The sequence below is a fragment of the Clostridium ganghwense genome (assembly GCF_026735165.1).
GTDB classification, from domain to species: domain Bacteria; phylum Bacillota; class Clostridia; order Clostridiales; family Clostridiaceae; genus Clostridium_H; species Clostridium_H ganghwense.
The window spans coordinates 203810-215376 of sequence record NZ_JAPQES010000006.1 but is presented as its reverse complement, the minus strand read 5'-3'; the positions used below and the strand labels follow the sequence as shown (position 1 = coordinate 215376).

The 11567-nt window shown below is 29.0% G+C and carries 12 protein-coding genes and 1 riboswitch; of the genes, 8 read left to right on the top strand and 4 right to left on the bottom strand.

Annotation, left to right across the window (positions count from 1 at the left end):
• The first annotated feature begins 211 nt into the window (after positions 1-211).
• Complete coding sequence (locus OXH55_RS16180) at positions 212-409, top strand: cold shock domain-containing protein (RefSeq protein ID WP_268051090.1); 198 nt, start codon at positions 212-214, stop codon at positions 407-409.
• Between the two features lie 61 nt (positions 410-470).
• Here OXH55_RS16180 and OXH55_RS16175 read toward each other — a convergent pair whose 3' ends face one another.
• A complete protein-coding gene (locus tag OXH55_RS16175; protein WP_268051089.1) occupies positions 471-1289 on the bottom strand; it encodes an EFR1 family ferrodoxin in 819 nt (272 codons plus the stop codon).
• A 181-nt stretch (positions 1290-1470) separates the two neighbouring features.
• Between OXH55_RS16175 and OXH55_RS16170 the strand changes: the two genes are divergently transcribed.
• Positions 1471-2265: an HAD family hydrolase gene (locus OXH55_RS16170; RefSeq protein WP_268051088.1), complete on the top strand. Its 795-nt coding sequence runs from the start codon at positions 1471-1473 to the stop codon at positions 2263-2265.
• A gap of 186 nt (positions 2266-2451) precedes the next feature.
• On the opposite strand, the gene ribB is transcribed toward OXH55_RS16170, so the two are convergent.
• Complete coding sequence (gene ribB, locus OXH55_RS16165; RefSeq protein WP_268051087.1) at positions 2452-3105, bottom strand: 3,4-dihydroxy-2-butanone-4-phosphate synthase; 654 nt, start codon at positions 3103-3105, stop codon at positions 2452-2454.
• Positions 3106-3223: 118 nt separating this feature from the next.
• Positions 3224-3372, bottom strand: a riboswitch (FMN riboswitch).
• A gap of 336 nt (positions 3373-3708) precedes the next feature.
• Between ribB and OXH55_RS16160 the strand changes: the two genes are divergently transcribed.
• Positions 3709-4014, top strand: coding sequence for a hypothetical protein (locus OXH55_RS16160; RefSeq protein ID WP_268051085.1), 306 nt, complete (start codon positions 3709-3711; stop codon positions 4012-4014).
• A 105-nt stretch (positions 4015-4119) separates the two neighbouring features.
• The gene (locus tag OXH55_RS16155; RefSeq protein ID WP_268051084.1) at positions 4120-4494 is read left to right on the top strand and encodes a hypothetical protein; all 375 of its coding nucleotides are present in this window, start codon (positions 4120-4122) and stop codon (positions 4492-4494) included.
• A 58-nt stretch (positions 4495-4552) separates the two neighbouring features.
• On the opposite strand, the gene OXH55_RS16150 is transcribed toward OXH55_RS16155, so the two are convergent.
• A complete protein-coding gene (locus OXH55_RS16150; protein WP_268051082.1) occupies positions 4553-5263 on the bottom strand; it encodes a stage II sporulation protein P in 711 nt (236 codons plus the stop codon).
• A gap of 238 nt (positions 5264-5501) precedes the next feature.
• Here OXH55_RS16150 and OXH55_RS16145 point away from each other — a divergent pair, with 238 nt between their 5' ends.
• A complete protein-coding gene (locus tag OXH55_RS16145; RefSeq protein WP_268051081.1) occupies positions 5502-6791 on the top strand; it encodes a homoserine dehydrogenase in 1290 nt (429 codons plus the stop codon).
• 23 nt (positions 6792-6814) lie between these two features.
• Complete coding sequence (gene thrC / locus OXH55_RS16140) at positions 6815-8305, top strand: threonine synthase (RefSeq protein WP_268051080.1); 1491 nt, start codon at positions 6815-6817, stop codon at positions 8303-8305.
• A 31-nt stretch (positions 8306-8336) separates the two neighbouring features.
• Here thrC and OXH55_RS16135 read toward each other — a convergent pair whose 3' ends face one another.
• Positions 8337-9122 (bottom strand): EFR1 family ferrodoxin, encoded by a 786-nt coding sequence (locus OXH55_RS16135; RefSeq protein ID WP_268051079.1) that lies wholly within the window; start codon positions 9120-9122, stop codon positions 8337-8339.
• A gap of 326 nt (positions 9123-9448) precedes the next feature.
• Here OXH55_RS16135 and OXH55_RS16130 point away from each other — a divergent pair, with 326 nt between their 5' ends.
• Positions 9449-9913: a hypothetical protein gene (locus OXH55_RS16130; protein WP_268051078.1), complete on the top strand. Its 465-nt coding sequence runs from the start codon at positions 9449-9451 to the stop codon at positions 9911-9913.
• A 40-nt stretch (positions 9914-9953) separates the two neighbouring features.
• On the top strand, positions 9954-11474 hold the full coding sequence (locus tag OXH55_RS16125) for a sodium:solute symporter family transporter (protein ID WP_268051077.1): 1521 nt from the start codon (positions 9954-9956) through the stop codon (positions 11472-11474).
• Positions 11475-11567: the final 93 nt, after the last annotated feature.

The window sequence follows — 11567 nt, the reverse complement described above, 5'->3', positions numbered from 1 at the left end:
ATTATAATAATAATGAAAAAAACACTTGAACTATTTTTTATATGGTGTATACTTATATAGTACCTTGATTCAGAAGTAAATGATTTATTAGATGAATATTTTTGAAATTGTATTAATTAAGGATAACTTAAATATATAAATTTCGAAATTTTTATTCATGATTTATTTTTACAAAGAATTAAAGGAATAAAAATTTCGGAGGTAAGAACATATGACTGGAACAGTAAAATGGTTTAACGGAGACAAAGGATTTGGATTTATTACTACAGATGAAGGAAATGACGTATTCGCTCATTTTTCACAAATCAACAAAGATGGATTCAAAACTTTAGAAGAAGGACAAAAAGTATCTTTTGACGTTGTTGAAGGAGCTAAAGGTCCTCAAGCTGAAAACATTACAATAATCTAATTTTATTAGACTAATAAAAACCTGAAGTTTATCTTCAGGTTTTTTATTTTTGTCATTTTCTTTAAATAAATAATTCTGGTTCTCTTCTATATGTAAAACCAATTTCTAATTCATTCTTATGTCTTAAATAACCTTTATCATCATAATATTTTGCATGAGTAGGACATTTTTTAATACAAGCACCACATTTAATACAAATTCCATTTAATTTAGATACATCTTTAGAATCAATGGAACCCATAGGACAGACTTCTACACAAAGTTTACAATCAATACAATTACTATTTGTTTTTGGAGTAACCTTTCTAATATCTACAGGGTTACCATCTTTATCTTTAGGCATATAATATTTTCTATAAGGTTTATTTCCATTTACAACTACAGTTTGAATTTTATCTTGAGATGTTATTTTTGTATATATTTGATTGGCAAAATCACTTATTATAGCCATATCTTTTTCATCAGGTCTGTTTTGAGCAAGAGTTTTAGAAAATGAGTGTTCTCCTATAAATGCTCCCCCAGCAATAACTTTGAAACCGTTTAATTGAAGAAGATCTTTTAATTCTATTAAAGCATCATCATAATTTCTGTTTCCATAAACAACTACAGGAATTGCTAATGCACCATTACCTATAATAGAATTTAAATATTTTAGTAATATATTAGGAACTCTTCCTGCATAGACTGGAACTCCTACAATGACAATATCTTCTTCTGTAAAAGATACTGGTTCTTTTCTAACTTCTGGTAATGTAAAATTAACATTATTTATAGTTATTTTCGTATCAATATTTTCTGAAAGTTTTTTTGCTATTCCAGATACTATTTTCTTAGTTGTATCTGTTGCACTAAAATACATTGTAGTAATTTTTTTATTCATGATAAATCCCCCCTAGGATACATTCTAGTATATTATTGGTCTGAATATATTTGTAAAGTTAGTTACTAACTTCCTAGAACCATTATAGTATAAATTGGTAGATACAAAAAGTAAGGTATAATAGATACATGAAAATATTTTTAAATTTTTATATAAAATATAGTAAAAGGAGAAATTACTGATGATAAAACTTATAGCAACTGATATGGATGGTACTTTAGTAAATGATAAAGGCAGTATAAATGAAAAAATATTTGATTTAATACATATTCTTAATGACATAAACATAAAATTTGTAGCTGCTAGTGGAAGATTTTATTCCCAACTCAATAATAATTTCAAAAAAGTTAAAACAGATATGATATTCATTGCTCATAATGGAGCACTTATTAAGTATAATAATAACGGAAAAACTCTTTATTCAAGTAGTATTGCTAAAGAAAACATAGAGGATGTAATAAATTTGAATTCTCAATTAAATGAACAATTCTTTTTAGCAGGAGCAAATGAAGCATATATAATAAATCCATCAGAAGATATGATGAATAAGTTTAATTTTTATGAAGTACCAGTAGTGATATTAAACTCTTTTAATGAAATAAAAAATCCAATATATAAGATGACTTATTATGTAGCTAATGGTGTAAATCCAGATATATTAGAGTATTTAAAGAAAAATTTAAATGATAACCTTGAGCTTGTTGTATCAGGACATAATTGGATAGATATAATGAACAAAGGTACAACTAAAGGAAATGCTGTAGAAATACTTCAAGAAAAATTTAAAATAAACCCCCAAAATACAATGGTTTTTGGAGATTATTACAATGATTTATCTATGTTTAAAGTAGCACATCATAGTTATGCCATGGAAAATGCTCCTGAAGATGTAAAGAAAAATGCTAATTTTATTGCAGAAAGCAATGATAATGATGGAGTGTACAATGTGCTTTATAAATATACCAAGGCACTTTAATCCTCTTAACATCAGACACTGACTTAGTTAAGAAGGGTATTCTCTATTAATGTTGAAAAATAAAAAACAACCTAAATATAGATAAATTCTATATTTAGGTTGTCTCATTTTATGATTTAAGTTTTACATTACTAAAACATTTATAACTATTTATTTCTATATGTTAATGTAACTTTAGCTTTTAGATTATAATGCGTTATCAAGTAATTGTGTTCTATACTTAGCAATATCCTCAATGGTAACCACAGTCATACCGTGCTTATTAGCAAAAGTAATAATTTCAGGTAATCTAGCCATAGTTCCATCAGGATTGGTCAATTCGCAAAGAATTCCTGATGGTGTATATCCTGCAAGGCGCATTAAATCAACTGTTCCTTCTGTATGACCGCGTCTAGTTAAAACACCATTTGGACGCGCACAAAGAGGAAAAACGTGACCAGGACGACAAATGTCCTCAGGTTTACATCCTTCTTTTACAGCAGTACGAATTGTAGTAACACGATCAGCAGCAGACACTCCAGTTGTTACTCCTTCACGTGCTTCAATTGATACAGTAAATGCTGTTTCATATTTACATGTGTTATTAGTTACCATTTGAGGTAAATCTAATTGACTTATCTTTTCATGTGTGAGACAAAGACATACAATACCACTACACTCTCTAATTAACATTGCCATTTGAGATTCTGTAATAGTTTCAGCTGGAAAAATAAGATCACCTTCATTTTCGCGGTCTTCATCATCAACGAGAAGTACCCCTTTTCCTTGTTTAAGATTTTCTAGTGCTGTTTCAACACGTTCAATAGGTTCACCAAATTGGGATAATAATGATTGTTTCATCATAAAACTCCTTTCTAAAAATATAATTTTTATCAGGACTTATGACGAGAGAAAGAAGTGCATCAAAAAATAACTAGATAAAAATAGATAAAATATCTATTATCTAAGTAAAAGATTCATTTCGACTCTCCCATCCGGACTATTACCGTCGGCCTTGGATTTACACCAAGTCAGCTAACCTTGCTCATTAGAACAAGTGCTCGCGGGCTTATTTGCAATAGCAAAATCACCGCCGGTGGGGAATTACACCCCGCCCTGAGTACAACAATATACATATTATATCATTTAAAGTATAAATTTTCAATTATAGTTTAAATTTCATGTTTTTTTCTTATAAAAATCTATATAATTCTACAATAACAAAAAGATAATATTAACTTTATTATCAATGCATAGCTTGCTGATATGAGAGTTTTTTAATTTGTAAAAATATACTTTAGTGAAGTTTATAGGTCATATGATGTTTTAATCAATATAAGTATTAATATGGTATAATTGGATATAAAATGGTATTGGGGTTTTTATTGTACTTATAGGTTTTATAATTTGTATAGTGGGGTTTATGTAAAAAGATTAAATCATCATATAAAGGGGGCTGAAAATATGGGGCTGAAAGTAAGAAAAATTAAAAGAAAAAAGAAGATCGTATTAACGACTATACTATTAGTAGTAGTGATAAATATTGGAATGAGATTAACACCAGAAGGAGCTTTAAGGTTACATGGAGTATGGCTTGGTTGCTTTAAACAGGCATTAACAAATAATATTAAAAAAGCTGACTATATGGGAGCAAATTATTCTGTTAATCCAGCTTTTATTGATATAGGAACAGGAAACGAAATGAGGCACTTTTATGTGGAAAAAAATTTTTTAGGTTTATATGTAGTTGAAGATATTGGAGAATGTTAAAAATAGATTCGTCTATAACTTAACTTTTAACGATGCATGTTGGTTTAGAACACAAACGAAGTGTACTATAACTATTTAATATATGAAATAAGGGGAGCGAGCAATTTGAATTGGTTTAAAATAGGAAATATTATTTTTGTTATTATGCTACTAATTAAGACCTTTTTTTTAAAAGGAAACTCTATAGTAGTTAATACTAGTCTTGGCATTATTTTAGTAATTATTGGACTAATTTATAAAGAAAAATATTTGGATAGTAAAGAAAGAAATAAAATAAAGAATATAAATAGATATATTGTTGCAAATAAAAGGTTCTATATTATTTTAGGAATACTTATGATAGTTTTGAATATCCGAAAGTTAAGTATGTTTAAAGATAAGTTTAGTCATTCACTTTTAGAGATTTTCCATATAGTATGTGTGATAACACTGATTAGTACAATTATACTTTATATAAAGACAAAGTGGGATGTATTATGATGAATTAATGGCTTACCACTTAATCGTAAGTGGTAAGCCAATTTTATATGTGTTTATCTTAAATATTATTTTTTAATGCTGAAACAAGTACGTTTATACATTCCTCAATATCACTGTCACTGGACATATCATTTCCAATTTCAATAAGCATAGAATTGTTAGACAAATCTTGATTGAAATATGATAGTACTTCCCCGTTGAATTCAAATATATCTGATTTAACTTCAGTAGACTTTCTTAACTCTGCCAATAAAAGGTCAGCAAATTTCTTGTTTTCTTTATAATGTGGATTGCCTTTAGCAAGTATAAGTTGTATTTTTTTTGTATCTGACTTAGGATTTTCGGTTGTGTCTCGATGTATGTCTAAAAGAATTGTATCGGAATAGTTTTTTACATTTTTTGTTATTAAATCATGTGTAATCTTATATGCTTTTGCATATTCCGTAGGTGGATTACACTTTATAAAACGGCTCTTTAATCCTTCTTTAACAAGTTTATTATTGATTAAAACACCAACATCAGTTACCTTTAGACCAGATGGATAATTTTCACCAGCATGAGAGTTGTAAATAACTATATCAGATGAAAATGGTGTTATATTTGATATATCAATATTATTATTTACTGATTTGTTAGTAGGAACATTTTTTTGACAATCGGTACTTGGTGTAGGTAGCTTATTTCTTTTTTCTGAATACATATATCCTATTGCAGTACCTAAAACGACAAGAATAATTGCAATGGCAATATTTTTGTAGTTGTTCTTCATTTAATACACTTCCTTTCTTTAAGTTTATATGAATTAATTATTGATATTATGATACTAATAATTCTATATATGATATGTTATACGTTTTCAAAATTCCAAATTTATAGAAAATTGCCTGAAAACTCTTTATTATTTTCATAATAAAAAGTATAATAAGAGTAATTTTAAATTTTAAAAGGATAAATTTACTACACTTTGGGGCAAAATAGTGTAGAACATTCAAAAGGGGGACTATTCTATGAAAAAAGTTAAAATTGCTTTACTTGGACTTGGAAATGTAGGTACAGGGGTTTGTAAAATCTTAAACACTAACAAAGAAGAAATTAGAAATAGGGCAGGCTATGATATAGAGATAGCTAAAATCTTAGTTAGAGATGTTAATAAGAAAAGAGATGTGAACGTACCAGAAGGAGTTATAACTGCAAGTCCAGAGGAGATTCTTGATGATGAAAGTATTAAAATTGTAGTAGAGGTTATGGGAGGAACTGATCCAGCAAAAGACTACATGATAAGAGCTATGAAGGCTAAAAAACATGTTGTAACTGCAAATAAACTTGCTATTGCTACTTTGGGTGACGAATTAATAGGAACTGCTAAAGAAGAAGGAGTAATGCTAAAGTATGAAGCAAGTGTTGCAGGGGGAATTCCTATAATTGATACAATAAATGAAAGTTTGACAGCTAATAAGATTAAAGAAATAGTTGGAATTATAAATGGAACAACAAATTACATTTTGACAAAAATGTATTTAGAGAATATGGATTTTGAAACTGCTTTAAAAGAAGCACAAGAAATGGGATATGCTGAAGCAGACCCTACTTCAGATGTTGAAGGTTATGATGCTGTTTATAAGCTTGGAATATTAACTTCATTAGCCTTTGGAACAAAGGTTGATAGTGATTTAATATATAGAGAAGGAATTAGCAATATAAAATCTATTGATATTGAATATGCAAAAGAATTTGGATATGTAATTAAGCTTTTGGCAATTGTAAAAGAGATTGACAATGTATTAGAATTAAGAGTTCATCCAACTATGATTTCTACAAGACATCCTTTAGCCAATGTTAATGATTCTTTTAATGCAGTATTACTTAAAGGTAATGCAGTTGGAGATTTGATGCTGTATGGTAGAGGAGCAGGTGACCTTCCAACAGGAAGTGCGGTAGTTGGAGATATTATTTCAATTTTAAAAGATAATATGGAAATTAAAAATGAAGTAAATAAAATTGAGCTTTCTGCAAAACAAATTAATAATATGGAAAACACAGAATCTCAATATTATATAAGAGCTACAGTAAAAGATGTACCAGGTGTATTAGGTGAAATATCAGCTATTTTAGGTAATAATAATGTAAGTGTTTTATCAGTTATTCAAAAGAGTAAAGGACAAGAGTTTGTTACTATAGTATTTGTTACACATAAAACATTAGAAGGTAACATTAATAAGTCTATATCAGCAATAGAGCAATTATCCAGCGTTCAAAAAATCGAGAATGTTATAAGAGTTGAAAACGGAATTAAATAATAGTAGAAGAGGAAGTGAACGCCATGGAGAAAATTTATTATAAAAGTACAAGAGGAAGCCAAGACACAATAGAGGCATCAAAAGCAATTTTAAAAGGAATTGCAGAGGATGGAGGTCTTTTTGTTCCATGTAAGATACCTAAAATCGATGAAGAACTAAGTGTTTTATCAGAGATGGGTTATAAGGAGCTTGCTTACTTTGTAATGAGTAAATTTTTTACTGATTTTACTGAGGAAGAGCTAAAAGAATGTATAGAAAAGGCATATGATGATAAATTTGATACAAAGGAAATAGCTCCAATGAAAAAAGTAGGAGATACATTTTTCTTAGAGTTATATCATGGACCGACCCTTGCTTTTAAGGATATGGCTTTATCTATATTACCATATTTATTAACAACTTCTGCAAAGAAACAGAAGTTAGATAAAGAGATTGTTATACTTACAGCTACATCAGGTGATACTGGTAAGGCTGCATTAGAAGGATTTACAAACATTGAAGGAATTAAAATTATTGTATTTTTCCCACAAAAAGGAGTTAGTGAGATTCAAAAAATGCAGATGATTACTCACCAGGGAATTAATACGTATGTTGTTGGAATTGAAGGTAACTTTGATGATGCACAAAGCGGAGTTAAGGAAATCTTTACGGATAAGGAATTTTTAAGAGTCTTAGAAAACAATAACTATATGTTTTCTTCTGCTAATTCTATAAATATAGGAAGGCTTGTACCTCAAATAGTATACTATTTTTATGCATACTTAAATTTATATAAAAATGGTGAAATTAAAGAGGGAGAAAAGATAAATTTTTCTGTTCCGACAGGAAATTTTGGAAATATACTTGCAGCATATTATGCAAAACAAATGGGTCTACCTATAGATAAGCTTATATGTGCATCTAATGATAATAAGGTTTTATATGAATTTATGGATAGGGGAATATATGATAAAAATAGAGAGTTTTATACAACAATATCTCCATCTATGGATATTTTAATTTCTAGTAATTTAGAAAGACTATTATATTTATTGAGTAATGAAGATTCGGCAAAAGTGATAGAGTTTATGGAAGATTTAAAGAATAAAGGTAGTTACGAAATAGATGAAAATATGAAAAAAGCTCTTAAAGATTTTTATGGAAACTTTGCATCAGAAGAAGAAACAAAACAGGCTGTAAATGAAGTGTTTAAAGAATTTGACTATCTTATAGATACTCATACTGCTGTAGCATATAGTGCTAACAAGAAATATAAAGAAGCATCTAAAGATACTAATAAGACAGTTATTGTATCAACAGCAAGTCCATATAAATTTACTTATGCAGTTATGGGGTCTATAGATCAGAAATATAGTAAATCAGATGATTTTGAATTAGTAAAAGAAATGAGTAAGCTTATAGATACTGAAGAACCTAAAGCTATAAAGGACATAGATAAAAGAGAGATTATTCATAAAACTGTTTCAAGAAAAGATGAAATGAAACTTCAGGTTGAAAAAATTTTAAATATCTAAACAAAAGATAAGCTATTGAAAATTCAATAGCTTATCTTTTGTTTTCCTCTAATTCATTTAAGTTATAAGTATATTGCTTAGGCTTTTTATTTTTATATAAGATGGCATTTTTAGGACAAGAATTTATACACCTGGTACAAAAAATACAGTTGTTTTTAAAAACAATCTTATCATTTTTAATTTCTATATTATCATTTGGACAATTTTTGATACATTGTTTACATTTGATACAGTCAGAGTTTACTGAGAAATTTTTGCTTTTATGTTTAGCTGAATTACAGAAGAATGAGCTTACATTTTTGCATAAAAAGCCTATAAAGCCATTAATCTTTTCTATACTGTAAACCGCATATAGAAAGTTTTCTATCATTAAAGCGGCTTTTTCACCACTCCATTTTGAATAAATTTCATATTTTTCTTCTGAAGTAGTACTAAACATACCTATTGAATAATTATTTGGCATTTGAAAAGTTTTAGTGGTTACAACATAACAATTCTTTTTTTCTAAGATCTTTTGAAGGTATTTAAAGCTTGTAGCAACAGGAGCAGAAGCAGTACAAAAAATTATGACATTAATGGGAGAAGGTAGCTTTGGAACATTATTTTCAATCCAATTTATGAAAAATAGTGGAGTATGTTCATAGTATTTAGGACTGCCCAAAATTAAAAAATCGTATGATTCCCAATCTATAGTTAAGTTTTCTTCTATTGAATACAGTGTTACTTCATGACCTTGTTTTATAAATTCGTTTTTTATGCGTTTTGCGATAAATTTACTGTTACCAGTTCCACTAAAATAGATTAACAAACCTTTCAATTATTATTTCACCCTTAAAAATTGCTACATCTATTCATATTCAAAACTATGAAATAAAATTCAGAATGAAATATAAATATTTTGGCACAATTCATGCTTATATATAAATGTACAAAGAATTAATCTTGCACATAAATATTAACAAAGTATAGGCTATGCCAAGGATTATACTTTATTAGAAAGCTGCAGCAGTAATTATTTTGTAATAATTTGATACAGATATTATAGATTTATACTGTATCAATTCTTAACAATGTATCAAAAATTTACAGGGGGTGTTATATAGGGCAATTAATATTTAAATCAAATAAAAGGAGGTTAATGAAATGAAATCAAATGATTCATGGGTAAAGGCCATTCTTGTAGGTGCTATTATTTTACTAATATCTCAATTTACAAAAAATGATAAGTTGTTTGCAATAGGATTTCCAATAGTATGTTTCAGTTGGATGTGGCTTGGGGCATTAAAAAAGGGAAAAGTTAGAGGAATATTAAAGTATGGACTAATTTCATTACTTGTTATTTGGATGGGTGGATTCTTTGCAATGATGTCTTTTGACACTTCAAAGCTTTACAATTTTATAGGTGGATGGACAAAACCTACTGCAATTATGATATACATTGTATGGTTATTGCCATTATTTGTGGGAACTATATTGTTTGGAATTAGATTTAAAAAAGACTTTCTAAGTGATGAGGATATAGAAGAATTTAATAAAAAGTCAGGATGTCATATCAAAACTGAATCAGAAGTTTTAGCTGAAAAGTCAGGTAAAAATCTTAATGCTTAATAATTAACATTTAATTATTAAAAAAAAGGAGGATTGTTTTATGGGAACTATTAGAGTAATAATTGCTTTATATATGGTAGTTGTTATATTAATTGGTTTTTATGCTATGAAAAGGACAAAGGACTCTACAGATTTTTATGCAGCAGGTAGAAGCTTAGGAATTATTTCTATAGCTATGGCTTCATTTTCAGCTGCAATATCGGGTTTCGTTTTTGTTGGAGGGCCAGGACTATTTTATAAAGTAGGTATGGGATCATTATGGCTTACATTTCCAACATCTATCTCTTTTGCAATGTGCTGGATTATAATGGGTAAAAGAATGAGACTTTTGACTGAAACAAGTGAATGCGTAACAGCAGCAGATGCAATTTATGCTAGATATAAGTCAAATAATACAAGACTACTTACTGCAATAGCTACAATGGTTGGCTTACTATTGTACTTAGCAACTCAAATAAGTGCTTTAGGATTTGTTATAGGGCCTATATTTAATATTAGCTTTAAAACAGCAGTAGTAGTTGGAATGATTATAGTAATAATTTATTCAGTAGCAGGTGGAATGCTTGCAGGAGTTTACACAGATGTATTTCAAGGTTCAATGATGGCTGTTGCTTCAATTTTAATAGTAATCTTTGCATTAAAAGACGGAGGAGGAACTGTAAACATGTCTCAAGCTTTAGCTGGGGCAGATTCATTAGCCAAGGGAGGACTTGGTGCTAAAATGACAGGTCCATGGGGTGCACTTACACCTGCAGCATGTATGGCGTGGTTTTTCTGTTTATCAATAGGTATTGTTGGTCAACCACATATTGTTCATAAATTCTATATGCTTAAGGACATAAATAAATTAAGATGGGGTCCTTCAGTAGCTGCAATTCCAGGAATGCTTGGTGGATTATTCTGGATTATGATTGGTCTTGTGGTTAAATACTTTGCTACTACAGGACAATTGCCTAAAGAGGCTATGGAACTTTTAGCTAAAAGTTCTGATAATACCGTTGTAGTATATTTAAATTACTATGCTCCAAAGCTAATAGCTGGTATGGTTTATGCAGGTATAGCTTCAGCCGTAATGTCTACAGCAGATTCATTTATTAATATTGTATCAGCTTGCATTGTTAAGGATATCCCAGCTGCTCGTGGTATAAAGCTTACTTCCAAGCAGGAGCTTAATTATGGAAGAATATCTGTTATAATTCTTTCAATATTGACTATTATAATTTCATTTACTGTTGGCTCAAAAGGAGTTGCAGTACTTGGAGCATTTGGTTGGGGAACTTTTGCAGCAGCCTTAGCACCAGCCTTTGGTATTGGACTAAATTGGAAGAGAGCTACAAGCAAGGGAGCTTTCTGGTCTATATTAATTGGACTTGTTGGAAATGTTATTTTTGAAGTTTCAAAGACATTAGGTGCAGCATGGTATGTAAAACTCATAAAACCTTTGGGCATATACAATGGAGCACTATGGATGACTATTTCAGCCATCGTATTTATACTAGTATCTTATGCTACTCAAGAAGAAAAGATTGACACAGGTGTTGAAGCTGCAATGGAAGCATAATATAAATTAGATTTTAGCTGTTGAATTTTATCAACAGCTATTTTTTTAATAAAAAATAATATTTATAAATATATATAAATATATAGAAAAAAT

Bases quoted from the DNA above. Each gene is read 5' to 3' on its own strand.
- OXH55_RS16180 (WP_268051090.1), top strand. From the start codon at position 212: ATGACTGGAACAGTAAAATGGTTTAACGGAGACAAAGGATTTGGATTT.
- OXH55_RS16175 (WP_268051089.1), bottom strand. From the start codon at position 1,289: ATGAATAAAAAAATTACTACAATGTATTTTAGTGCAACAGATACAACT.
- OXH55_RS16170 (WP_268051088.1), top strand. From the start codon at position 1,471: ATGATAAAACTTATAGCAACTGATATGGATGGTACTTTAGTAAATGAT.
- ribB (WP_268051087.1), bottom strand. From the start codon at position 3,105: ATGAAACAATCATTATTATCCCAATTTGGTGAACCTATTGAACGTGTT.
- OXH55_RS16160 (WP_268051085.1), top strand. From the start codon at position 3,709: ATGGGGCTGAAAGTAAGAAAAATTAAAAGAAAAAAGAAGATCGTATTA.
- OXH55_RS16150 (WP_268051082.1), bottom strand. From the start codon at position 5,263: ATGAAGAACAACTACAAAAATATTGCCATTGCAATTATTCTTGTCGTT.
- OXH55_RS16145 (WP_268051081.1), top strand. From the start codon at position 5,502: ATGAAAAAAGTTAAAATTGCTTTACTTGGACTTGGAAATGTAGGTACA.
- thrC (WP_268051080.1), top strand. From the start codon at position 6,815: ATGGAGAAAATTTATTATAAAAGTACAAGAGGAAGCCAAGACACAATA.
- OXH55_RS16130 (WP_268051078.1), top strand. From the start codon at position 9,449: ATGAAATCAAATGATTCATGGGTAAAGGCCATTCTTGTAGGTGCTATT.
- OXH55_RS16125 (WP_268051077.1), top strand. From the start codon at position 9,954: ATGGGAACTATTAGAGTAATAATTGCTTTATATATGGTAGTTGTTATA.